This is a genomic window from Chitinophaga sp. G7 BAM 1005, assembly GCF_057126945.1.
Map to the genome: position 1 here is coordinate 5221809 of NZ_CP181478.1, position 25199 is coordinate 5247007.

Sequence of the window (25199 nt, forward strand, 5' to 3'; positions counted from 1 at the left end):
TCAGGCCCGTTTTAAAACATAAAGAATCAGGAGTAAAGTGAAGTCGCCAAACTGTTCACGTAAACTTTCAAGCGCACGGTATACCAGCCTGTACGCGCCAACTATATTCATGTGCATGATGTCAGCGATCTCTTCATAAGAAAGGTCTTCATAATATTTCAGGAATACCGCTTCCCGCTGCCGGTTATTTAAAATGGTGAGCAACAGATCTACTTTGGCAGTAAGTTCCTCCATACGTTCTTTCCTCACCATCGGGTGCCCGCCGATCAGTTCCAGTTGAAAAGGAATATGTTCTCCGCTCAACTCTTCTTCATGCCGCGAAGGGTTGTACTCCAGCTTACGAAGCAGGATACGCCGGAAAGAAAGATACAGGTACTGTTTTACCACCGCCGGACTTTCAATACGCTCCCTGTTTTGCCATAGCCTCAGGAAAAGATCCTGCATGCTTTCTTCTATGCATACATTATCGGGCGTAAATTTAAATCCGTAGTTCGTGAGCGGGGAATAATAGAGTTCATATAATCCTTCCAGGGCTTTTACATCTCCTTCTTTATAGGAGTACCATAATTCATTATCATGCATGATGTTGGAATAATGGGATTAGTTCCATAACGAGGGGGCAAAATACAGTAAAAATCGTTTACGGCAAAATGCGTAACCGCTGCCGGGATGAAATTGACCGTTCTTCTTTTTTTGCCCGGGATGGTATAATAATTTTAGTTAAATTAGCCTTATACACTATGATAATGTACTGATGTAGATAAGATCCCCGGTAAGTTTTTGCTTTTTTTATCAAGTCGGAGCCATCAATAATACTGCCGGGAAGGTATAGTGATATCAACCAGAATATAAGATTAAACCCTTATTACCTCATATGCATTCAACCAAGAGATGTAGAAAGCTGGGTGCGTTTCCCTACCCTACATTGCCCGGATTATATTCAATTAAATCGCTGTTAACTATGAAGCTACTGTCCCTTTTTCTGCTCGCGCTTTCTTTGCAGGCAAGCGCCAGGGATTCCCTGGAAAAACTCCCGCCCGGCCCCTTGCGGCAAACCGTGAAAGCGGCAGCCCCTGTGCATGGCATTATCCGCAACAATAAAGGGGAACCATTACCCGGCGCCTCGGTAAAAGTAAAGGGTACTACAAGAGGCGCTATTACCAATGCGGCAGGTGCATTTGACCTGGATGTGCCGGATGGCGCCACGCTGGTGATATCTGCCGTAGGCTACAAAACCCGGGAAGTAAGAGCCACCGCTAACCTGGTTGTTTCCCTTGAAGAAGATGTAACAGAACTGGGAGGTGTGGTAGTAACCGGTTTCCAGAATATCGACCGCAAGAAATTTGCCGGCGCCGCCGTTACCCTCAAAGGTGATAATGTGAAAATAGACGGCGTACAGGATGTGAGCCGTATGCTGGAAGGCCGCGCTGCCGGTGTGAGCGTACAAAACGTTTCCGGCACCTTCGGCTCCGCCCCTAAAGTACGTATCCGCGGCGCTACCTCTATCTCCGGTGAAAACAAACCACTGTGGGTAGTAGACGGCGTAGTGCTGGAAGATATCGTAAACGTTTCCAACGAACAGCTCTCCAGCGGTAATATCAATACCCTACTGGGTTCTGCCGTAGCCGGACTGAATGCCAACGATATTGAAACCTTCGATATCCTGAAAGATGCCGCCGCTACCGCCCTCTATGGCGCCCGCGCCATGAACGGCGTAATCGTTATCACCACCAAAAAAGGTAAGGCAGGCAGGGCCGCAGTTTCTTACACCGGCAACTTCGGCGTACAACTGAAACCCTCCTACGAAAACTACGATATCATGAACTCCGCCGACCAGATGTCGGTATACGCGGAACTGGAACGTAAACAACTGCTCCAGTATTCCGAACAGATCAACGAACCTACTTCAGGTATCTACGGAAAACTGGGCCGCCTCCTTCAATATCCCGATGGCAGCGATAAATTTTCAGTACTGAATACCCCCGAAGCACGGCAGCAATGGCTCATGCAATACGCCAACGCCAACACCGACTGGTTCGATATCCTGTTCCGGAATTCCCTCACACAGGAACACTCACTGAGCCTGTCTACCGGTAACGAAAAATCACAACTCTATCTCTCCACCAGCTTCTACAACGACGCCGGCTGGACCATCGCAGATAACGTGAAACGATATACGGTAAACATGCGCGCCAACTATACGCCTAATAATAAACTGAGCTACGGCCTCCAGGTTAACGGTAACGTACGCCAGCAACGCGCACCAGGCACGGAAGACCGCGTATCTGACAATGTACAGGGTACCTACACCAGGGACTTCGACATCAACCCCTTCTCCTATGCACTCAGCACCAGCAGGGCGCTCAGAGCATACGACGAAAACGGCCAGCTTGAATACTTCACGCGGAACTTTGCCCCCTTTAATATCATTGACGAAACGAGAAATAACTTTACAGACCTCAACGTCATCGATTTCAGATTACAGGGCAACCTGAATTATAAATTCAATTCCCATTTCAACTACGACTTTACCGGCGCCATCCGCTACGCACGGACCAGTGCGGAACATAAGTCAAATGAAAAATCCAATGAGGCCAATGCCTACCGTGCCAACGGCAACAGCATTATTAACCAGCGGAATTCATTCCTCTACAAAAATCCTGACTTCCCTAACGACCCGGCAGTGGTAGTACTGCCCTACGGAGGGTTTTACCGGAGAAATGATGTGGAACTGAAAAATTATACTTTCCGTAACCAGTTTAACTATAACCAGTCGTTCAACGATGACGAACACCAGGTAGCAGCGCTGATAGGACAGGAAGTAAAATACGCCGACCGCCAAACGTCCAACAACATAGGCGTAGGTTATCAGTATAACAGCGGCGGAACACCCTTTGTAGATTATCTCTTCATCAAAAAAATGACAGAGAAAAATAAAACCTACTACGGTGTAAGCAACGACTACGACCGGTTTACCGCATTTTATGCCAACGCCAGTTATACCTATAAAAGTAAATACACCGTCCAGGCCACCGTCCGCGAAGATGGTTCCAACAGGCTTGGCAGCTCACCCAACGCACGCTGGCTGCCTACCTGGACCGTTGCCGGTAACTGGAACGTTGACCAGGAAAACTTCCTGAAAAACGCCTCAGCAGTCAGTCACCTGATGCTCAAAGCCAGCTATGGCCTGAACGCCAGCACCGGCGCGGCTACCAATACCACCGCCATCCTACGGTCGTTTGTTACTGCCCGGCCATATCTTGCCGATCAGCAAACAGCCATTCTCATACAGGCACTGGAAAACTCGGATCTTACCTGGGAGAAGAAATATGAACTGGACCTCGGCGCTGATATGGGATTTTTTGAAGAAAGACTCGGACTCACCTTCGATTACTACCGGAGAAAAAGCTTTGACCTGATCGGTTTGATTAAAACTTCCGGCGTAGGCGGACAGGTAAACCAATTCGCCAACTACGCCGATATGAAATCACATGGTGTGGATGTAGCGCTCACCGGCAAAATCATCGCACAAAAGAATGTGGGTCTTACCAGTACCTTCATCTTCAGCTATAATAATACCCTCATCACCAACGCCAGGAACAACCCGGTGATCTTCGACCTGGTAGGTGAAGGCGGCGGCGCACTGGAAGGCTATCCTGTACGCGGACTGTTCTCCCTGCAAAATGCAGGACTGGATCCCTACACCGGCGTAGCGCGCTTTATCAACGACACCGGTACCGTATCGTCCGGCGTATACCTGCAAAGCCATAATGTGAAATACCTGAAGTATGAAGGCCCCGCCGATCCAACCATCACCGGCGGATGGAGCAACACCTTCCGGTACAAGGATTTCTCCCTCAGCGCACTCATTACTTACCAGGCGGGAAATAAGATCAGGCTTACACCGGTATACACTACCAACTATACGGATTTTAACTCGCTGCCAAATGAGTTTAAAGGAAGATGGAGCTTACCCGGAGATGATAAGAAAACAAATATCCCCTCCGTGGCCGACATCTACACACAAACAGATCTGCTGTCTAATACTGCCTATCCGTATAACAACTATAACTTTTCCAGCGACCGCGTAGCAGATGGTGGATTTGTAAGATTAAAATCAGTGACGCTCAGTTACCAGATTCCCGCGCCATTGCTGGGTCGCATCGGGTTAAAAGGCGGATCACTCACGGCCACAGGAAACAACTTATGGCTTATCTACGCCGATGAGCGCCTGCACGGGCAGGACCCGGAATTTTATAATACCGGCGGGGTAGCAATGCCTGTCAACAAACAGGTAACCGTTTCACTGAGGGTAAGCCTTTAATCCAAAAAGTATTCATTATGAAAAAACTACTGATCTATATAGGCTTGTTTACCGCCGTACTAACCGCACCTGGCTGTAAGAAGTACCTCGAAACACTGCCCGACAACAGGACGGTGATCACCTCACCGGAGCAGGTGACCCAGCTGCTCACTACTGCGTATCCGCATGCCAGTTATATGCTGTTTTGCGAAGCGATGAGCGATAATGTGGAAGACAAAGGCAACACCGGGGTAGGTATTGATCCGCAAACTTTCCAGATCAATACCCAAACATTTAAGTACCAGGATGCCGATGATATTTCCGCCGATGGCCCTATTGCTTACTGGGATTCCTGTTATGCCGCTATCGCGGTGGCCAACCAGGCATTGTCCTATTGCAACGGTCCGGACTCGGCAAACTATTCCGCACAAAAAGGAGAAGCCCTGGTATGCAGAGCCTATGCCCATTTTATGCTGGTTACCCTGTTTGCCAAAGCATATAACCCGGCTACTGCCGCCACCGACCCGGGTGTGCCCTACATGACCACCATCAGCACTTCCGTTTTCAATAAATACGACAGGGGCACCGTAGCCGCGGTATACCAGAAAATTGAAAGTGACCTGACCACCGGCTTGCCCCTGCTGAAAGATGAACTGTATGCCAACGCGCCAAAATATCACTTCACCCGCCAGGCTGCAAACGCCTTTGCTGCACGGTTCTATTTATTCAAACGGGATTATGCAAAAGTGGTAACACATGCCACCGCTGTTTTCGGCAGCGCCAACCCGGCAAACCTGATCCGCGACCAGGATGCATTCTATGGCATGTCGTACGATGATATGGTGGTATACTACAACCACGCATCTAATCCTGCCAATATTTTATTGCAGGAAGCGCCCGGCACCAAATATCCAGACAACTATTATAGCTACCGCTATGGGATAGGCTCTGAAATTAACCAGGAATATTTCCTGTCAGACAATGTTACCGGCGGTAACCTGGCAGCCAGCATCTATGGTGCAGGTCCGCAGTATTTTAACTTCCCGAAATTTAAGTCGGACGTTACCGTGATGTCGCTCCTGAGCATGGATGAAGTATTGATGAACAGGGTGGAAGCCAATATCCGCCTAAAGAATTACAGCGCCGCTATCACCGACATGAATACCTGGGTAAGCAAAAATATCTCGGGTTACAATCCATCCAGCCACAACGTAACCATCGCAAAAATGATGTCTTTCTATGGGCTGCCACAGGATGAATCCATGATTGAAACCACGCTCTTTATGAAAAGGATCACTTACATGCAGGAAGGTCTGCGCTGGTTCGATATCCTTCGTCTCGATATCCCGATAGTACATACCGGCTCGCCTAATTTTAACACGACCCTGGTACCCGGCGATAAAAGGCGATTGCTGCAGCTGCCGCCGGAAGCGGTTAACGACGGCATGGCATTGAATCCGAGATAATTCATCTGTTGTAAACCTTTTAAAATGAAACCAATGAAACTACATATCATCACCGGCATCTTCCTGCTACTACTAATGGGGAGCGCGTGCAAAAAAGAAAAGGTGAACCTTACCACACCTCCTGTTGGGCTCGGCGGCGACTCTACCGCCACCACACTGGAAGATATCTTTATACATGATAGTCTGACCATACCTTATAACATCGCCGTTTATTATAAATGGCTGCCCGGTCAGCTGGACTTTCCTTATGAAATTGTTCCGCCAAAGGCAGAGAAAATGATCCCGGCACTAAAAGCCTTGCTGGCGGTTACTTTCAGACCATATAACGATCAAACCGGCAGCACCGTTTTCCTGAGAAAGTACCTGCCTAAAACGTTTAAAGTAGCGGGGTCCGCACAATACCTGAGTAACGGATCTATTATTCTCGGCCAGGCGGAAGGCGGTACTTCAATGGTACTGTTTGAATTTAATAATTTTACCACCCAGGCAAAAGACTCCAATACGCTGAAACGGATGGGACATACCATGCACCACGAGTTTGGCCACATCCTGAATCAGAATATCATAGTTCCCCCTTCCTTTAAACAGATCACACCACGGTACACCGGTAACTGGTATAATATCGCCGACCAGGAAGCGCGGATGGATGGGTTTATTACCGCCTACGCAGAATCAGACCCGAATGAAGACTTCGTGGAAATGATCGCCTCCCTCCTGATAGGCGCCGACAATGGCAACGATGGATATGACGACTATGAAAAAATTCTGGCCGATCAGACAGATGGTCCGGGAACATTTGGATATGAAGCCATCAAAGCAAAAGAAGCGGCGGTGGTGGATTATTTTGCCCGGTCGTGGTCCATCGACTTTTACGCCCTGCAACGCAAATGCCGCAGAGCCCTGGCCGCCTATTATCAATAATTGTTGATCACCCTGAATTATTATTTATGAAAAAGATATGGATATATTATTTCCTCGGCATAGCAGTGATGCTCTCTGCGTGCGACAGGAAATCAGACCTTGATATAGATGGGATACCAACGGATGTGAGAATAGCACAGGCCCTGGCCACCTATCAGCAAAAACTTACGGACGCCCCCTATGGATGGGTGGTTACCCAGTACACCAACGGTACTTCCACTAATGGCGGTGTTACCCGCAACGGACCAAAAGCGGCGTTTTCCTACTATATGAAATTCGATAAAAACAGCCAGGTGTCTATGCTATCGGATTTTAACATGGGAGCCGCTACTATTTTTAACAATACCGGCTACCGCATCAAAGCTAACCAGCGCCCAACGCTGATCTTTGATACCTATAGCTATGTTCACCTCCCCTGCGATCCGGATGGTAGCATATCCAACAGTCCCTTTGGATCGGGCTTCGGATGGGGGACCGATTTTGAATTTTCTTTTGCAGACAACGTGGCCGCAGCGGAACTGGGTGACACCATCCGTTTGAAAGGCAACCTGAATCAGGCGGAAGCGGTGATGGTAAAGGCCACGCAGGCAGAACAAACCCTGTTTACTACCAGCGGGTTCGGTTCTTACAGCACCTTCAATAAGATCCTCGAATATTTCAAACGGGTGAACGCCGGCGGCGTTATCTTCGAAATAACTCCCGGCGTAGGCGGCAGGTCGTTTGATATTAAAACAGCGGGTAGTCAAACCATTACCAATGTTGGTTGCCAGTTCGCACCGACCAGCATCATACTGCAGGAACCCGTTACTGTTGGTGGGCTCACGGTTCGCTCCCTCGACAACCTCGTTTGGAATGCAGGCAGCCGCACCATCAGCGCCACTATCAATGGTACTGCAGCTACCATTGCGCCCGCTCTGGCGCCGCTGTCGCCGGAACCAGGTATCGCGCTCGCCTTCTACAATGAAGGACTCGACAACCCCTGGCTTACTATTCCAGGCTTCCACATCAGCGGGGTGGATGACGCTTACAATATCAGGGGACTTACGTTTCCGGGCCGAACCTACTACAGGTATGTATATTACCCGGGCCTGGTAGATGCAGGTGGTGGAGAATTTTACGATGTATTGTCTCCGTTCTTCATAGGAGCCACTAACGGCTACCCCTACCTGTTTGCAGGTGGAGTGGCTTATCCATATTTACAGAGTGGCGGCCGCCTTACCTTCGAAATGCTCGACGGCGGCGACCCCATCGTGAATCCTCCCGCCATTATTTCTACCAATAACGTTTTTAATACCGGTAAAACAGCGCCGCCTTATTTTGCCAACTCCGCTGGCTTTTACATTGTACGTAAAGCAGATGGAGCTTCAATGGACATGGTGACTGCCGGCGATGCACTTGGCTGGATATCATGGAGCCACCAGTAATTTTATTATTAAAATTTTTATCAGATGAAAAAGATATTCTTCATAGCTGTTATAACCGTACTGGGCGGCAAACTGGTATATGCCCAGCAAAGCACCCCGTCGCCGGTTAACCAGGTAAAAGAAGGCTATAAGCAAACAAGAGCCAATACCGATTATAGCATGATTTACCTGAGAAACATTGCGGTAACCGATGCGCAGAAACCACAGGTAAATAAAATAATACTGAACTATCTCGACGCCAAAAGAACATTGGCGCTGGCTAACAAACAAGACCTCAGCGTTTACAGGCAGCAGCAACCTGCCCTGTTCAACGACTTTAAAACAAAACTCGCCGCAGTGCTGAACAGCGAACAGATGTCCGCATTCATGGCGTCAAAGCCACCACTCGACGATAAGAAAAACCTGTTGAGAGGATTATTCTACTAGAATAAAAAAACGGAGGGGATCATTTCCCTCCGTTTTCACTTGTATTTTTCTTTCCGAGAATTTCCGCGCGGTGCTGCTCTCCCCACTCTTTCATTGCACTAAGTACCGGCGCCAGTGTTTTGCAATGAGGCGTAATGTCATATTCCACTGTCACCGGCCGCGTATCGCATACCGTACGACTCACCAGTTTATGCATTTCCAGTTCCTGTAATTCCTTTGAAAGTACCCTCGGGGAAATGTTTAATTCTTTCACCAGCTCACGGAAACGACGCTTGCCTCCTTTATAAAATGTTAAAAGTAGCAACAGCTTCCACTTTCCGCTGATGGTTTCTAAAGTATCTCTTACAGCCATCCCGGCTGATTTGCACTCCTTCTCGTTTAAATGTTCCATGTCAGTATCCTTTTTGTAACTGGTTACACGAGGCAAACATAACCATTCCGGTACTATTTTCGCTCAACGGATGCCATCCAACTGCATACATGAAAATACTTTGCCAGCTACTTTCGGTTTTACTGATTGCCCTCATTCTTATTGCCGCAGGCGTGCCTCATACGGCCCTCATTATTTCACCGGATGCTTTGGACAGCCTCCCTGCCGATACGTTACCCATCGCCTCACCCGATAGCATGGATGCCCCCATCCATTACAAAGCGAAAGACTCTATCGTAATGCAGATACCCAAAAAACGTATACTCCTGTACGGTAGCGGCGATACCAAATACAAAGAAACCAACATCACGGCAGAACGTATCAGCTTCGACCAGGAAAACGGCATGGTGGAAGCCACCAAAGTGAACGACACCGCCGGCAAAGCCATTGGCCGTCCTGTTATGACCGACAACGGACAAAGCTTTGAGTCAGATACCATGCAGTTTAATATTACCACCCGTAAAGCAAAAATTTATAATACCCGGTCGGTATATGGAGAAGGATTTATCACCAGCCAGCAATCCAAACGGATGCCGGATAATACCATCTTCGGCTTTAAAAATACATTTACTACCTGCGACCTTGATACCCCGCACTTCCAGTTCCGCGCCCGCAAAATAAAAGTGATCCCCGATAAACTGGTGATCTCCGGTCCGGCTAACCTCGAAATTGAAGGCATTCCCACCCCCCTGTTCATCCCGTTCGCCATTTTCCCCATCACACAGGGACAACGCTCCGGGATCCTGCCGCCACAATACGTAGTAAACCAGCAAAAGGGAATAGGCCTTGAAAACGGCGGGTACTATCTGGGGCTGGGCGACAACTTCGACCTCACCACCCGGATAGACCTCTATTCGTACGGCAGCTGGGGGATCAAGGCGAGTCCCACCTACCGGAAAAGGTATAAATACAACGGCGGCTTTAACTTCGACTTTGCCAATACCCGCTTCGGCGACCCGGAAGTAAAATCGGAGTTCAGCACCTCGAAAGATTTCCGCGTAACCTGGAACCACAGCATGGACAGCAAGGCCCGCCCAGGTGTGAACTTTGGCGCCGCAGTAAACTTTGGTACATCTTCCTATAACAAATACAATGTATTTGATTACAATACCCGCGTAAACAATAACATCGGGTCATCTATCACGTTCTCCAAAACCTGGCAGGGTAAACCCTATAACCTTACAATGGGGTTGAACCACTCGCAGAACCTCAGCACCCGCGATGTATCTATCTCTTTCCCGGATGCTACCTTCACGGTGAACACCATCTATCCTTTCCAGCCAAAGGAAATGGTGGGCTCACCAAAGTGGTATGAAAAGATCGGGATCTCTTATAATACGATCCTCCGCAACCAGGCTAATTTCAAGGACTCCCTGTTTGGAAAACAAGCGATGTTTGATGCCATGCAAACAGGTATGCAGCACAATATCCCGATCTCGTTTTCTATCCCGGTGTTTAAAACATTTACATTATCACCGGGCATCAACTATACAGAATACTGGTACACCAAGAAACTTATCCGTAAGTGGGATCCCAATAAAAAGAACCTCGGATCAGATACCGCCGGTGGTGCTATTGACACCACTTACGTTCCCGGCTTTTACAGTGCCCGCGACATCAGTGCCAGCATGTCATTGTCCACCGCCATGTACGGCATGTATACGTTTAACAAAAACTCGAAGATAAAAGCTATCCGTCATGTGATGCGACCCACCATGAGCGTGAGCTACCGCCCGGATCTCTCCAGCCAGTATTACCATGAACTGCAGTACAACAAGGAAGGCGATAAACAAATGGTATCCGACTTCGACGGCGCCATCATCGGGGTGCCTTCCCCCGGTGCTTTCGGAGGTATTAACTTCGGCCTGGATAATAACCTGGAGATGAAAGTATTCTCAAAAAACGACACAAGCGGGCGCCATGAAAAGAAAATAAAACTGCTGGATGGTTTTGGAATCAACGGCAGCTACAACCTGGTGGCCGATTCCTTTAAGTTGTCCACTTTCAGCTTATATGCCCGCACCAACCTGTTCGATAAACTGAACATTTCCGCCAGCGGTAACCTTGATCCATACCAGGTAGATGCCCGCGGCCGCCGTCTTGATAAATACGTATGGCAGCAGGGTAAGATCAGCCTGGGGCGTTTAACCAACGCCAGCATCTCCATGAGCACTTCTTTCCAATCAAAAGATAAAAAAGGCGCAGCCAAAGAACAAAAAATGGATTCCCTCCAAAACGTCCAGGGAGGCGACGCCGCCTTTGCTGCGCAACAACGCCAGCTGGCACAGGTACGCAACAATCCTGGCGAGTACGTGGACTTCGATATCCCCTGGCGCATAGATCTTTCTTACAGCTTGTCGTATACCAACACCATCATCCCCGACTCCGGCGGCGTGGTAAAGCGTATTACTCAATATGTGAGTTTTAATGGCGACTTTAGTCTTACGCCCAAATGGAAGATAGGTTTAAACAGCGGCTTCGATTTTACCAATATGCAAATCGCTTACACCAACATGTATATCTCGCGCGACCTGCACGATTTCAATCTCTCCATCAACCTGATTCCGTTTGGCACTTACCGGCAATTCAGTTTCACTATCAGCGCCAAAGCCAGCATCCTGAAGGATTTGCGGCTTAATCGCTCCAGGCAGTTCTATGATCAGTAGAACAACACCTTTTCCCCGGTCAATAAACTCCATTAAAACTAAACAATATGGTACCTGTGAAAACCGTCCGCAACAGGGCGTCATAACCCCGTCCCACCATTTCTCACAACTATTGTAACGGTTGCCGGTAACGATGATACCCGTGTACGGGCACACCGCGTATCACCGTTACTGTTTTTTTGCCTGTACATTCAGTGTTACGGTGAGCTTATCATCGATGGCGTTGTCAGGTCCCACCTGGAAGTCCTTCCGGTTAATGGTAAACTTACCGGTCAGTTGCACCGCCTCAGCAGATACCACTGCCGTAAACGGAAAGGTGATGGTCCGGGTAATTCCCCTGATGGTAAGCGCTGCAGTGAGCTGGTAAGTGGAGGGCTTATCTGTAGCTGCAATACCAGTGGAAACAATCCGCATCACGGGGAACTTCGCCGCATTAAAATACTTCTCTTCCAGCAGGTCCCTGTCGCGTTTACCAATACCGGTGCTGATAGTATTTACAACAACGGTTGCATCTATCGACGACGATTTCAGATCGCGCGGATCAAAATGGATACTCCCTTTCAATCCTTTGAAATAGCCATTCACCGTAGAAGTAAAGATCAGGTGATTGATAATGGTAAACTGTACTTTGGAACCGGCGTCTGTAGGAACATAATGCTGTGCGTGTGCAGAGATACTGCAAAATGCCAGGAGGCATAACAGCCATATACGCCGTGCATTTGCGGGTGCTTTCATACCTGCTAAGTTGACTAATTCCCTGCTTATTACCAAATCATAAAAAAACAGCAGGCAGCTCTTGCAATGCCACCGGCCTTCCCCTTTGCTATTACATACTATGTAAAAAATAGTTATGCTTTCTCCGCTACTTTCTTCAGGCCGGCCAGCACCTGCCGCCAGTTGTTGCGCGAATGATCGCAGGCTTCCTGGTTCTCAAAATTTTCCTGGTTTACTGTAAGGCCGGTAGCGCCATTGCCGTTACTGTTCAGTATATAAACGATAATGGAATAGTTCTCCGGTTTATCTTCTTTACCGGAACTCAGGTAGGTGAAAGATAATTTCTTATCCTGCTCCGCTGCCAGTACTTCGCCTTTTTCTTCGTAGTGTTGTCCTTCCCATTCACCGGACCAGATCACAGGGCTGCCTACTTTCCAGTCGCTGATAACATCTGTTCCAAAAAAATATTCTTTGATCAGTGCTTTATCAGTGATGGCGGCCCATACTTTTGAAACAGGGGCGTTAATAGAGATGGTTTCCGAAAGTTTTAACTGTTTGTCCATAATACATTGTTTTTGATAGCACAATATTAAGCAACCGACCTTCCGGCGGATTGCATTTTACGGATTAATTCTAACGGAATTGGGAGTAACCCCGAATTTCTTTTTAAAAGCATTATTAAAATGTTGCGGTGTGGAATAGCCCAGTTCATAAGCTATTTCAGCAGAGGTTTTCTGGGTGTCCTGCAGGTACTGGTTAGCCAGCTGCAGGCGTTGCCCGGTGAGATAATCAAACACCGTGGAATTAAATGTTTCTTTAAAACCACGTTTGAGTTTATATTCGTTCAGTCCTACCAGTTGCGCTATTTCACTGAGGCCGGGCGGGTTACTGAGCCGGTCGTTGATCAGGTCTCTTACTGCAATGATCTTTTCTTTGTCTGTTTTATTTTTTATAAAGATGTCTTTCTTCGCCGTATAATTATATGCTTCGGCCGATAGCACCAACAATTCAATACTCTTTGACAGGAGGAATAATTTCTTCAGCTGCCCGCTAAAACGGCAGTTCAGTATTTGCCCGATCACCTGTTGGATGCCGGCATCAATAGGACCCCAGTTTTCAGACAGCAATACACTTTTTCCACCCAGCACCGCTTCACAAAACCGTTGCAGATGTTCATTACCGTTTTCGGTAAATTCCAGGAATAGTTTTTTAGAGAACTGGATCCCGAATGTTTCTATCTCTGTGGCTTTGGGTGCTATTTCGATCTCAAAGCCATTTGAATACATGATGTTATGATGCCCGCCGATCAGGTCAAAAGAGCGGTCCAGTTGTTTATAGGAAAATGCATAGTCGCCTTTCATACCGAAATGCAGGCGTACCACATCGGTATCGTTGCTGGCGCGTATTTTATCGGGTTTTGTATAACGGGAAACAGTATGCGTTAAGCGGATATCATCACAAAACCAGTCTGTGATATCGGTAACGCTGAATGCGGTAACTAACTGATGTTGTTTATCATGGTTCATAATGGGTCCTAAAAATACGAATATTACGGGGTATCTTTGATTTGCACAATTAATACTGTAATAACTACAAGTATGCAAGTATTACGCCGCCTATCTTTGCCCCGTTGAATTACCACCAACCCGAAATTACATCATATGAAGTACAGAACACTAGGAACAACAGACGTGCAATTGTCAGCCATTGGACTGGGCTGCATGGGTATGAGCTACGCCTATGGCACACCGGATGACGTGGAATCCATTGCCACCCTGGAAAAGGCCCTGGAAATCGGGATCAATTTCTGGGATACCGCGGATGTGTATGCTGCCGGTAAAAATGAGGAACTGATCGCCAAAGTATTAAAGCCTAACCGCAGCAAGATATTTCTTGCCACCAAATTTGGGTTCACTTCTTCTCCTGCATCCGGTGCAGTACAGTTTGACGCTTCACCCGCCTACATGAGAAAGGCCGTGGAAGCCAGCTTAAAAAGATTACAAACGGATGTGATTGATTTATATTATGCACACCGCATCGACCCGAAAGTGCCGGTGGAAGAAATGGTAGGCGCTATGGCCGAACTGGTGAAGGAAGGAAAGGTACGCTACCTCGGCCTCTCCGAAGCGTCGGCTACCAGCTTGCGTAAAGCACATGCTGTGCATCCTGTCAGCGCCTTGCAAAGTGAATACTCGTTATTAACCAGGGATGTGGAGAAAGAAATCCTGCCGGTGTGCAAAGAGCTGGGCATCAGCTTTGTGCCATTCAGTCCGCTTGCACGTGGCCTGGTAACCAACGACCTTGATATATCCAAGCTTGCTGACAACGACTTCCGGAAATCACTCCCCCGCTACCAGGGCGAACATGCGGAAAACAACCGCCTGCTGGCCGCCGGATTTGCGGAACTGGCTGCCGGCAAAAACTGTACCCCTGCACAACTGGCACTGGCATGGGTGTTGGCACAAGGCGAAAATATCATTCCTATTCCGGGTACTAAAAGAAGAAAATACCTGCTGGATAACGCCGGTGCAGTGGATGTAGATTTAACAACTACTGATCTGCAAAACCTGGAAGAATTACTGCAGAAGTATCCCAACACAGGGGAACGATATACCGAGGCAATGAACAAACTGGTGGATAAGAGCTAAGCATCATTGCGCTACTTTTCCTGGAAGGGGAACAATGCCGTTTCCACATGCGCCTCCTTCATACAGGCAGCCAGCCTGCGCGCAATGTCCGGGCGGGCTGCTGTTATATTCTTTGTTTCTCCCGGGTCTGTGGCAAGATCATAGAGTTCCACAGGCCCGTCAGGGTGTTGTGCTGCGTGCAACCGCACCGCTTTCCAGTTTCCCTGCCGCACTGCCTGACGGCCACCGTCTTCGTGGAATTCCCAATAGAGATAATCATGTTGCTGTTGTCCTTTTCCGTTTGTAAGAGCAGGCAATAGTGACACGCCATCTGTATAAGGTATGGCAGGGGCATTGGTGAGTTGCGCCAGTGTAGGCATAATGTCCCAGAATGCGCCCTGGAAACTATTGGTGCTGCCGGCTTTGATTTTACCGGGCCAGCGGGCAATAAACGGTTCCCGGATACCTCCTTCATACAGGTCGCGTTTAACCCCACGGAAACCTCCGCTGCTGTTGAAGAAGGCCGGATCGGCGCCGCCTTCTTTATGCGGGCCGTTATCGCTGGTGAAAATCACCAGGGTATTTTTATCTAAGCCCAGTTCTTTTAAGCGCGTCATTACCTGCCCTACGTAGGTATCCAGCCGGGTGACCATTGTGGCAAAAGTGGCATGCGGATATTGCTGGGAGGCATAGCCGGGCACGGTGGCGTTTGGACCGTAGTCGTTGCCTTTATAGGGCTTCTCTTCAAATTTGCCTTTAAAATGCTGAAAGAGGCTATCATCCGGCACCTGCAGTTCTGCATGTGGCAGGGTGTAGGTGAGATATAAAAAGAAAGGTTTGTTTTTATTGTCGTCCAGGAAGCGGAGCGCCTGTTGCTGGATGAGGTCCGGTGCATAGGTGTTCATATGTTCCAGCTGGCCGTTTTGTTCCAGCACCACTTTGGTATCGTTGTCCCACAGGTGTGTTGGAAAAAAGCGGTGCGATTCGCGCTGGCAGTTATAACCATAAAACCTGTCGGCTCCCTGCTTCAATGGATCTCCCTCTGAGCCAACCGGCCCCAGTCCCCACTTACCAAAGATACCGGAAGTATACCCGGCTTTTTTCAGTACTTCCATCACCGTTATAACGGTGTCGGCTATAGGTTGTTGTCCTTCCGGCCGGATCTCCTTGTTGCCCCTGATAAAGGTATGTCCTGTATGCAGCCCGGTTACCAGCGATGCGCGGGAGGGGGCGCATACCGATGTACCGGCGTAGAATTGTGTAAACCGCATGCCCTGCTTTGCCAGCTGGTCGATGTGGGGCGTACTGAATTTACGCTGACCATATGCACTCAGATCACCATAACCCAGGTCGTCGGCAAGAATAAAAACAATATTGGGTGGAGTCGTCGTCTTTTGCTGTGCCGCCACTGGTGTGGTTAACAGGGTGAGTCCTGCTGCAACAGGCAGTAGTGTGTTAAAAATTTTCATGTTCATTGTGCTATACTTTGCAATTACTTCACTGGTTCAAAATACAAAAGTATTCCGGTCTTTTTGCAACAACAGGACCGAGAGCAAAGCAGGGTATCCGGCAGGAAGAAATCGCCGTTGGCAGCAGCGGGCAGGGAAACAGTCCGCGAAGGATGGCTATGAAGCGGCAACGAGCCTGGTGTGAAATTGTTTAAGCGGAGGGTATGCACACCCTCCGCTTAACAATATGTTTTTACATTTTAAATACTTTACCTCCTACCATCACTTCCTGTGTAGCTTCATCGAAGGTAGCTTTCATGCCGGTGCGGTAGGCCGCATTGCCCATGATGAGTGCAATAGAGTGTGAGTAGGCTGCTTCTATCGGCGCATTGGGTTGCTTACGTTCACGCACACACGTCATCCAGTTGCGTACATGCGCATTGGTGAGCGGATCGCCGCCGGTGTTGGCGCTGGTAGCAGCAGCTACTTCGTTGCTGAGTGTTTGAGGCGTCAGCAGGTTAGCGTGCATGCCCATTTCCTGTGCTTCTTTTTCTGTGAGGCCACCGGTAGCAGTTATTTTGTTGGTAGACATATCAATAGTGCCGCCGTTGGAATAATAAATTTCTTTGGTACCACCGGCAGAGTTGTGGAAACGGCTGCTGTACATTACCTGGAAGCCATTGGAAGGATCATTTTCCGGGCCGTAGTCGAAAACTGCGGTGAGGGTATCCGGATTTTTGCGGCCATCTTTCCACATATAGATGCCGCCATTGGCTACCGCGCTGCGTGGATGTTTCAATCCGCTGAACCAATGCACCGTATCTATCTGGTGCGTCATCCACTGTCCGAAGATGCCGGAGGAATAAGGCCAGAAGAGACGGTATTCGAGATACTTGCGCGGGTCCCAGCTATCCTGCGGCCGACCGGCCAGGAATCGTTTCCAGTCGGTATCCGATTCTTTGATGGACTTTACCAGGTCCGGGCGGCGCCAGCGGCCTGGCTGATTTACGTTCCAGGTCATTTCCACCATCGTAATAGGACCAAATTTCCCCTGTTGGATAAAGTTGGCGGCGGAGTGGTAGCTCGGACCGCTGCGGCGCTGCGTACCCACCTGCATAATGCGGCCGGAGTCTTTCACGGCTTTGAGGGCGCTGCGGGCGTCTTCCATTGTTTCCGCGAAAGGTTTTTCGCTGTATACATCGCACTTATTCTTCACCGCTTCAATGGTATGGTAAGCATGCTGAAAATCGGCGGAGGCAATGAATACTGCATCCAGTCCTTTGACATTATACAGCTCATCATTATTCATACATGCCTGTACGTTATGCCCCGTTTTTTGCTGCAGAAAAGCTTTCCCTTCATCCCTGCGGCGGTTCCATATATCAGATACAGCGATCAGATCAAAGTTCAGTTCCTTGTTGTTGTTAAAGAAAGATGGCAGCAGGGCCTGGCGTGCACGATCGGAAAATCCTACCAGTCCCACATTTACCCGGTCGTTGGCGCCCATGATGCGGGCATAGCTGCTGGCAGGCATTCCCATAGCACTGATCGTGATACCAGCTCCTGCCAGTAACGACTGTTGCAGGAATTCCCGTCTTGTTTTTTTTGATTCAGACATATAAAGGCGTTTTTTATAGTGTGTGGTTTATTTGGCGTAAGCTTCTTTCAATTGACCTTCCAGGTAATCAAAGGCTGGTTTGTACTGCCTGGCAGGGTCGTCCCAGCGACATTCCATCATAATGCGACCGGTATATCCAATTTTATGCAGGGCGGCAAAATAGGGCCGGAAATCGTCTCCGGCAACACCGGGCGGCGTACGTTTATCCCGTTCCGCAATGTGGCAATGCACCAGTACCGCCTTAGCATTTTCAATGCTGGCGGGAGATTCATGCTCTTTCAGCATATGATAGATATCTGCAGTAAGCCGGAAGTTAGGATGCTGTATCGCTGTAACGATCTCATTTCCTTCGGCCAGCGTATTCACAAAATTGGTTTCCGTGGTATTGAGGTTTTCCATAGCGATGATGATATTGTACTTTGCAGCCACCACCGCCATTTTGCGACACAGTTGAATAAACTGTTGTTTGCATTTTTCCCGGTCGGCGCCTTCCGGTATTTTCCTGGCTTCCCCGCTACCCAGCACAATGAGCTTTACTCCTGCAATTTTTGCCCGTTGCATCACAGCATCCACGTACCCCAGCACGTTGGCTTCGTTTACCCCGCTGCCGGTTAGTTTCATGGTTCCCGGGATAAATACATTGCAACTCTGGATCTTACACTTGCTGCTGCGTATGGCGTGCAGCTGTTCACTGAACTGCGCCTCGCTCAGTGCGGGCGACAGGATCTTGCGGACCGTTTCTTCCAGGAAAGTAAATCCGGTGGCCGCAGCGAGGCTGTCGTTGGAAAAAGAAGTACAGATGCCAATAGCCGGTAACGACTGTGCATTCGATTGCAAAAACGAGGAGAAGATAACAGAAAAAAGCAGTAGCAACCAAGTTTTCATAACGTCTGGTAAGTTTATGTGGAAAAACGGAACAGCATTAAGATAATATCTAATTCCGGAAAAACAAAACAAAAAGACGACAAGCGGAAAAATGGGCGGTACCGTTCAATATTTTTCCCGAACTCAGCCTTAAAGAGAGGATTTGAGCTTTATAAAGGTTACTTCCTGCATACTTCTCCTATACTTCTTGGATACTTCTTGGATACTTAGGAGTCGCGTATGTGTTGTACTCCCTATACGGTTCCTATATAGTCCCCATATAGTCACTATACTCTCCCTATACAGTTCCCATACACTCACTATACACTCTTAATACACTCACTATACACTCTTAATACACTCTTAATACACTCCCAATACACTTAGGCCCCTGAGGCTAATAGTATTTTAACGCCATTTCCTACATCGGCTGGCGAAAATAATAATTTTACTCGTCTAAAACCAACACAGGCTATGACTAGTAAAACACCGGCAGGTACGCAGCGATTAACAAATCATAGCCTGTAGTTAGGTTCATCGGAATAGCCTGACGAAATAAAAGGCATTGTTGAATTTATATGGGAAGGAAAAGCAGAAAGACGCGCAGACTAATTATACTCCTGTTTTAAAAAGGTACTTAATTCCTGTTCAAGTTTTTTCTGTTCTGAATAAAATAATGAACGCCATACATTACCACTACCTGTTGTAACAAGATCCAGTAAAAAGAGAACCGCGGTGAGAACAGATGGTTTAGGAATTCTCTCAATAACAATTTCGTTTCCTTCTCTTGTTACCTGGAGAGATACTAAAGGAGATTTCTCCACAAAAATACTTTGCTTGTGACCAAAATCAAATAATTCATAAGAATATCTGCCGGAGAACTTTTGCTTCAGGGTTTCTGATAGTTCGTTAATGGAAGGAAGTATTTTTGAGGCGGTAATCTTCATCTTTTTTTATATTAATATACCCATAAATTCTGACAAACAGTAAATAAAAAAAATGGCTGTTACAAATTATCTTTCTTCATTTCATTCACTGCAAAGCCTGCAATCCTTGCCCTAGTACATCTGCCTATACTTTATCCCTTCCCCTTTGATCATCCATTCTCCTTTCTTCCACAGGATCATCCGTTGCCCCGGGAGGTAACAACTCTTTTCTGTCTTTGCGGTTTCTTACAATCAAGAACCCGATCAGCGCAATAGCTGCCAGCGCAACGATGATGATAATTCCTATACGCATATTCTTATTTTTTTACTTCTTTTTCATACTGCTTAATCCACGCTTCCGGTGTAATCTTTGCCGCCAGCTCTCCCAGCAGCTCATAAGGTATCTCCGTCGTTTTTTTAAACCGGATACAACCTTTTCCCATATCCGGTTTCTTACCGGTTGCTTCTATCCAACGGGTAGTAAGCCATTCCAGCAACTCCGGATCATACAACCCCATGTGATAAAAAGACACATAATTTTTTTGCGACGCTATATTGATAAAAGGCAAAGGCAATTTGGGGTTTGCATGATACCCGGAAGGATACAGGGAGTGCGGCACCACAAAGCCGGGCATACCATAATTCATTTCCTCCCGGAACCCTGCCGGTATGTGTTCCTGCAACACCCGGCGTAAACGGGTGAGTATTTCTTTGCGGCCGGGAGGCAACGCAGCAAAATATTCATCAGGGGTAGCGGCTCTGGATATCATAAGAAGCTGATTGTGGTATGAAGTTAAATAAAACACCCCGGTAACTTCCGGAAAACAGATTAAATTATCCATATATTTGCTTAGACCAGCATTTGAATAATGGACCCATTATCTACCCTGCATATCCGGATCATCAACCAGGTTTTTGAACTGGATAAGAAAACAAGTGCCAAACCGGAGCTGCTATCCCTGCAACGTAATATAGACCGGATCAAACAACATTTTGAAGAAGCCGGCTATACCATCCTCAACCCGCTGGGCGAACCTTACCGGGAAACACGGGTGGATTACGAAGCCAGCATCACCGGCGAGATGTCGCCGGACATGGAAATAGTAAATGTGATCAAGCCTGTGGTATATTATACAAACGGAGGACAAAAGTCCATTTTACAAAAAGGTGTAGTCATCGCCGCTGCAAAATAAACCTATGAACAACCAAATTAATTTCGGTATCGACCTGGGCACTACCAATTCCCTGATCGCCAGGTTCCAGAACGGCGCCGTGGAAATCTTCAAAAACCCGTTCGGTCAGAAAGAAACATTGCCTTCGGTGGTAGCCTTCCGGAAAGACCGGATCATTGTTGGCGACAAAGCCAGGGAGCTGATAGAGAAAGATCCGGAAAATGTATTCTCTTCTTTCAAAAGAAAAATGGGAACATCGGAATCATTCTTTGTACCTAATACAAGCGACTTTAAAACACCGGTAGAACTTTCTGCCCTGGTACTCCGCGAACTTAAAAACTTTATCTATACCGGCGAAAAACCGGAAGCAGTGATCATCACCATCCCCGCTTCTTTTGATACCATCCAGTCGAACGCTACCAAAAAAGCCGGCAACGATGCGGGCTTCAGCGAAGTAATGCTGCTGCAGGAACCCATTGCCGCCAGCCTCGCTTTTGCCAACAAACAGGCCAACGCCACCTCCCTGCAGGGCCAATGGCTCGTGTATGACCTCGGCGGCGGTACCTTTGATGTGGCCCTTGTGAAAATCGTAGATGGCGAAATGCGCGTTACCGATCATGAAGGAGATAACTATCTCGGTGGTGTGGACTTCGACATTGCCATCATAGAGCAACTGGTGATCCCCGCCCTGCAACAACAACACGCCCTCCCCGACCTGCTCACCGAAATGCGCAGCGCACGCGGGAAATATAATACCCTGTATCATATCCTGCTCAAAAAAGCAGAGGAAGTAAAAGTACAGCTCACTGCCAGTCCTTCGGCAGAAATAGAATTTGAAATCACCGACGCCACCGGCCAGCAGCAGGATATCTATCTCACCATTACCCGCGAGCAATTTGAAACCGTTATATACGACCGCATACAGTATTCCGTTGATCTCGTAAAAAAGATCATCGACCGTAACCACCTCACTGCTGCCGATATCAAAGAAGTAGTCATGATCGGTGGCAGTACGTATATCCCGCTGGTAAAAAACCTCGTCGCGGCGCAACTGGGCATCCCGGTTAACTGCAGCGTAGATCCCACCACCGCCGTAGCTGCAGGCGCAGCATGGTATGCCGGCACCAAAACAATTACTCAGTCCAAACCCGCCGCCAGCAAACATTTGGCCGCAGGCATGCCTGACATCCGGTTTAAAACAGCCTATCAGAAAAATACCGCCGATAAGGAAGAATATTTTACCGCCATTGTAACCGGCCCCGTAGCCGGGTTAAGCTACCGCATTGTGCGTACCGACGGCGGCTACGACAGCGGCATCAAACCGCTGCAGGAACGTATCTCAGAAATGCTGCTGCTGGCCGAAAATACCAGCAACGTATTTAATATCCTGGTATTCGATGCGGCACATAATGAACTGCCGGTACAAGCCCCCGTGATCGCTATTTCGCAGGGCAAGTTTAATATTCATGGTCAGCCATTGCCCAACGATATCTGTATTGAAATAGATGACCTGGAAAATAATACCACCAAACTGGAACTCATCTTTGAAAAAAACGCCATCCTCCCGCTGAGGAAAACGATTATCAAAGAAGTGATGAAAACAATCCTGCGCACCAGCCAGGACAGCCTCCTGATCAACGTGCTGGAAGGTAGCCGCTATGCCATCCCCGGCAGCTGCGTTCCCCTCGGCATGATCGAAATAAAAAGTACCGATCTCATCACCGACCTGGTGAAAGGCTCCGATGTGGAAATTACGTTGCAGATAAGCGAAAGCAGGGACCTTTCCGTGAAGGCAGTACTGCTCATGAACGAACAGGAATTTTCCGAAGTATTTAACCCGATGATCAGGAAAATCAACACCGGTAAACTACTGGACGATATCCGCCAGCTGCGCCTCAGCGCATCTGAAAAAATAAAATCATTCAGAAGAAGCCAGCAGTATGAACTGGCAGCAACTGTACAGGATATTATGGTGGATCTGGATCATATCAGCAACCGCCTGGAATTACTCAGCACAGACGATGTAACCGACGAAAAATATCAGCTGGAAGAAAAGAAACGTAAACTCGCACAACATCTCGACAGCACCGGGAAAGACCAGCTGATTGTAGAAATTACAGAACTCTATTTTAAACGGAAAGAATATTGTTTGTATAATATCCGGGAAGAAGAAGACAGCACCCGCATGATCCGTTTTGAAAAGATCACCGCCGATGAAAGCGCCTGTCTTTCTTCACAAAGCTACTACGCCATCAAAGCAAAAATTGATGAGCTGAATGACCTCAGCTGGGAAATAAGACGCAACAAACCCGAAACCTGGATCAATGCGTATTACTACTACGCCAATGTAAGTACGGAAGATTATACAGATCCGCAAACAGCCGCCCGCTTCAAGGAAATCGGGGAAAAAGCGCTGGAACGGAAAAATTATGAAGAACTGAAAGTAGCCGTGAATCAACTGTACAACCTCATGCCGGATACTAAAAAAGAAACCGACCAGCTGAAAGGAACCGGGATCGGCTAATTGCCAACTTCCAGTTCTATTCCTTCCGCATTATTTTCCAGCAGGTTGAAATGCAAACTGGTACTATCAGTAAGCCCGATTTCAATAGGGATATTCCTGTCGGAGGTAGCCCAGTAATTGGGGTCGAGCTTAAAAATCAGACTGCTTTCTTCCAGGAACTGCCTGGAATTTTTATACGGCATCAGGAAAAATCCTTTGACCCGGTAGGCGCGCGCATCATCCATCGGGGATCTGGCTTCTTTACTTCCATTCCAAAGCTGCCCTACATATACATACAACTGGTTAACGGTGAGCTGCAGCGGTACATAAGCGCTATCGGCCGGCGCAATATAACAGGAATAAAAAGTATCCGGCGTTTGAATCATGGCAATGGCAGGAACGATCAAACGGTTGTAGAGATGCAGGCTTTGCCGGTGAGCGGTATTCGACTTTGGTGCAGAGATAGTTGCTCCCGGTTTGCGATCTTTAAGACGATCGTCCACCGTCTTTAATACAGCAGGGTCGGTTGTATTAGAGAACAACGGCTTTTGCAATGCGGCCATAAAGTCGGGGCCGTATACGTCGTCTCCTGTTTTAGGTGTTTTACTGGTATCCCTGTTTGAAGTATATACCGAGTCCGTTTGTAAGTTGTACAGGAGGTATTTTACAGGTTCATATGTAGAGGCATTCATAAAATAACTTACTTCCATGCTGGCCCCCCGTGGTTGCCGTCCTTCACCCTCCGATCTATTGTTTATGAAATAAATCGACGAACACACTACAATTATAATCGTCCATCCTGCTCCCTGTTCACTCAGCCATCGTGGTAAAATTGGGGCAAACCAGTGCCCTACCCACCATGCCCACTGTTGCGCCAGCGACATATTATTTCGCTTTTCTTTCTGATACGCCAGTATCTTCGTTTTCCATCGCTTATTTTCCTCCTGTACATATTCTGTGGTTTGCAACTGCGCTACCAGTCCGGGTACCGCACTACCATGTTTAAAATCATTCCGGTATATAGCAAGCCCCAGATTAATCAAACAAATACCATAATCACTTCTCCAGTCCTGAAACGTATGCGGTAACTGATTCAGCTGTTTCACCAACGTGATGTTGGCAAAAAACGACAGCTCGTTATATGGAATCACCTCGCCTGCCCTCAATTTCGCAATGGCAATTTTCAGTTGTTCTTCCAGCACTTTTACATAACGGAATATCCGGCCATAGCAGGTTGTAGTATGCTCTCCATCCAGTAGCCAGGGATTGGCAAACAGATAGGAAGTACTTTGCAACCGCTGATGTTTAAAACTATCCAGCACCGCATTGGTAAATAGCGGCTCGTAGTAGGGAGATATAAATTTCAGGAACCCATTCTCATTATAAAGAGGACTATCTGCAAACCTTCCGGTGATTTCACCGGTTTCCAGGAAATGCAGCAGCACCGGGTCTGCCGCTATCTGTGCATGATAGCGCAGCTCATTGCCTGCTGTCAGCTTGTCGAAAAACTGTAACAGCTGGTGCTTATCGAATGTCCATTGATTTATTTTGAATTGCTTATCATCCGACAGTTCCAGTTCTGCCAGCATTTTTTTCCGGAGAAGGGATAACGCAGCAGCATTCTCCGTATCTACGGGTTCACCATGAACTGCCTCCAGGAAACTAACGGGATTCACATATTTCATAAGAGA

At 47.8% G+C, this 25199-nt stretch carries 22 protein-coding genes; 10 read left to right on the forward strand and 12 right to left on the reverse strand.

Annotation, left to right across the window (positions count from 1 at the left end; translation table 11 throughout):
- Positions 1 to 582, reverse strand: a complete 582-nt coding sequence (locus tag ACMXI2_RS20685) for an RNA polymerase sigma factor (protein ID WP_483777970.1) — start codon at positions 580 to 582, stop codon at positions 1 to 3.
- 379 nt (positions 583 to 961) lie between these two features.
- On the opposite strand from ACMXI2_RS20685, the gene ACMXI2_RS20690 reads away from it, so the two are divergent.
- From ACMXI2_RS20690 to ACMXI2_RS20710, 5 genes are read left to right on the forward strand one after another with little or no spacing between them, the layout of a single operon-like run.
- Positions 962 to 4324 (forward strand): SusC/RagA family TonB-linked outer membrane protein, encoded by a 3363-nt coding sequence (locus ACMXI2_RS20690; protein WP_483777971.1) that lies wholly within the window; start codon positions 962 to 964, stop codon positions 4322 to 4324.
- A gap of 17 nt (positions 4325 to 4341) precedes the next feature.
- On the forward strand, positions 4342 to 5769 hold the full coding sequence (locus tag ACMXI2_RS20695; protein ID WP_483777972.1) for a RagB/SusD family nutrient uptake outer membrane protein: 1428 nt from the start codon (positions 4342 to 4344) through the stop codon (positions 5767 to 5769).
- Positions 5770 to 5802: 33 nt separating this feature from the next.
- Positions 5803 to 6690, forward strand: a complete 888-nt coding sequence (locus ACMXI2_RS20700; protein WP_483777973.1) for a substrate import-associated zinc metallohydrolase lipoprotein — start codon at positions 5803 to 5805, stop codon at positions 6688 to 6690.
- Between the two features lie 26 nt (positions 6691 to 6716).
- The gene (locus ACMXI2_RS20705; protein ID WP_483777974.1) at positions 6717 to 8114 is read left to right on the forward strand and encodes a DUF4302 domain-containing protein; all 1398 of its coding nucleotides are present in this window, start codon (positions 6717 to 6719) and stop codon (positions 8112 to 8114) included.
- Positions 8115 to 8138: 24 nt separating this feature from the next.
- Positions 8139 to 8540 (forward strand): hypothetical protein, encoded by a 402-nt coding sequence (locus ACMXI2_RS20710; RefSeq protein WP_483777975.1) that lies wholly within the window; start codon positions 8139 to 8141, stop codon positions 8538 to 8540.
- Between the two features lie 19 nt (positions 8541 to 8559).
- Here the strand turns inward: ACMXI2_RS20710 and ACMXI2_RS20715 are convergent, their stop codons facing one another.
- On the reverse strand, positions 8560 to 8931 hold the full coding sequence (locus tag ACMXI2_RS20715; RefSeq protein WP_483777976.1) for a winged helix-turn-helix transcriptional regulator: 372 nt from the start codon (positions 8929 to 8931) through the stop codon (positions 8560 to 8562).
- Between the two features lie 89 nt (positions 8932 to 9020).
- Here ACMXI2_RS20715 and ACMXI2_RS20720 point away from each other — a divergent pair, with 89 nt between their 5' ends.
- The gene (locus ACMXI2_RS20720; RefSeq protein WP_483777977.1) at positions 9021 to 11636 is read left to right on the forward strand and encodes a putative LPS assembly protein LptD; all 2616 of its coding nucleotides are present in this window, start codon (positions 9021 to 9023) and stop codon (positions 11634 to 11636) included.
- A gap of 168 nt (positions 11637 to 11804) precedes the next feature.
- Here the strand turns inward: ACMXI2_RS20720 and ACMXI2_RS20725 are convergent, their stop codons facing one another.
- The 3 genes from ACMXI2_RS20725 to ACMXI2_RS20735 form a co-directional block, all read right to left on the reverse strand.
- Positions 11805 to 12371, reverse strand: a complete 567-nt coding sequence (locus ACMXI2_RS20725; protein ID WP_483777978.1) for a YceI family protein — start codon at positions 12369 to 12371, stop codon at positions 11805 to 11807.
- 113 nt (positions 12372 to 12484) lie between these two features.
- Positions 12485 to 12913 carry an SRPBCC domain-containing protein gene (locus ACMXI2_RS20730; RefSeq protein WP_483777979.1) on the reverse strand — a complete coding sequence of 143 codons (429 nt, stop codon included), beginning with the start codon at positions 12911 to 12913 and terminating at the stop codon, positions 12485 to 12487.
- Between the two features lie 57 nt (positions 12914 to 12970).
- Complete coding sequence (locus tag ACMXI2_RS20735; RefSeq protein ID WP_483777980.1) at positions 12971 to 13876, reverse strand: helix-turn-helix domain-containing protein; 906 nt, start codon at positions 13874 to 13876, stop codon at positions 12971 to 12973.
- Between the two features lie 135 nt (positions 13877 to 14011).
- Between ACMXI2_RS20735 and ACMXI2_RS20740 the strand changes: the two genes are divergently transcribed.
- Positions 14012 to 14998 (forward strand): aldo/keto reductase, encoded by a 987-nt coding sequence (locus tag ACMXI2_RS20740; RefSeq protein WP_483777981.1) that lies wholly within the window; start codon positions 14012 to 14014, stop codon positions 14996 to 14998.
- 11 nt (positions 14999 to 15009) lie between these two features.
- Here ACMXI2_RS20740 and ACMXI2_RS20745 read toward each other — a convergent pair whose 3' ends face one another.
- Positions 15010 to 16452: an arylsulfatase gene (locus ACMXI2_RS20745; RefSeq protein ID WP_483777982.1), complete on the reverse strand. Its 1443-nt coding sequence runs from the start codon at positions 16450 to 16452 to the stop codon at positions 15010 to 15012.
- A gap of 11 nt (positions 16453 to 16463) precedes the next feature.
- Here ACMXI2_RS20745 and ACMXI2_RS20750 point away from each other — a divergent pair, with 11 nt between their 5' ends.
- Positions 16464 to 16640, forward strand: coding sequence for a hypothetical protein (locus tag ACMXI2_RS20750; protein WP_483777983.1), 177 nt, complete (start codon positions 16464 to 16466; stop codon positions 16638 to 16640).
- Between the two features lie 38 nt (positions 16641 to 16678).
- Here ACMXI2_RS20750 and ACMXI2_RS20755 read toward each other — a convergent pair whose 3' ends face one another.
- The 5 genes from ACMXI2_RS20755 to ACMXI2_RS20775 form a co-directional block, all read right to left on the reverse strand.
- Entirely contained in the window at positions 16679 to 18043 is a 1365-nt protein-coding gene (locus ACMXI2_RS20755; protein ID WP_483777984.1) for a Gfo/Idh/MocA family protein, read from the reverse strand.
- 27 nt (positions 18044 to 18070) lie between these two features.
- On the reverse strand, positions 18071 to 18928 hold the full coding sequence (locus ACMXI2_RS20760; protein WP_483777985.1) for a sugar phosphate isomerase/epimerase family protein: 858 nt from the start codon (positions 18926 to 18928) through the stop codon (positions 18071 to 18073).
- A 587-nt stretch (positions 18929 to 19515) separates the two neighbouring features.
- Positions 19516 to 19854 (reverse strand): hypothetical protein, encoded by a 339-nt coding sequence (locus ACMXI2_RS20765; protein ID WP_483777986.1) that lies wholly within the window; start codon positions 19852 to 19854, stop codon positions 19516 to 19518.
- 124 nt (positions 19855 to 19978) lie between these two features.
- Positions 19979 to 20146: a hypothetical protein gene (locus tag ACMXI2_RS20770; protein WP_159454310.1), complete on the reverse strand. Its 168-nt coding sequence runs from the start codon at positions 20144 to 20146 to the stop codon at positions 19979 to 19981.
- A 4-nt stretch (positions 20147 to 20150) separates the two neighbouring features.
- On the reverse strand, positions 20151 to 20603 hold the full coding sequence (locus tag ACMXI2_RS20775; RefSeq protein ID WP_483777987.1) for a DUF1801 domain-containing protein: 453 nt from the start codon (positions 20601 to 20603) through the stop codon (positions 20151 to 20153).
- A 99-nt stretch (positions 20604 to 20702) separates the two neighbouring features.
- Between ACMXI2_RS20775 and ACMXI2_RS20780 the strand changes: the two genes are divergently transcribed.
- Both ACMXI2_RS20780 and ACMXI2_RS20785 read left to right on the forward strand, forming a co-directional pair.
- Positions 20703 to 21026 carry a hypothetical protein gene (locus ACMXI2_RS20780; RefSeq protein WP_079470196.1) on the forward strand — a complete coding sequence of 108 codons (324 nt, stop codon included), beginning with the start codon at positions 20703 to 20705 and terminating at the stop codon, positions 21024 to 21026.
- Positions 21027 to 21030: 4 nt separating this feature from the next.
- Entirely contained in the window at positions 21031 to 23529 is a 2499-nt protein-coding gene (locus tag ACMXI2_RS20785) for an Hsp70 family protein (RefSeq protein WP_483777988.1), read from the forward strand.
- Here ACMXI2_RS20785 and ACMXI2_RS20790 read toward each other — a convergent pair.
- Positions 23526 to 25193, reverse strand: coding sequence for a hypothetical protein (locus tag ACMXI2_RS20790; protein WP_483777989.1), 1668 nt, complete (start codon positions 25191 to 25193; stop codon positions 23526 to 23528). The genes ACMXI2_RS20785 and ACMXI2_RS20790 overlap by 4 nt on opposite strands.
- Positions 25194 to 25199: the final 6 nt, after the last annotated feature.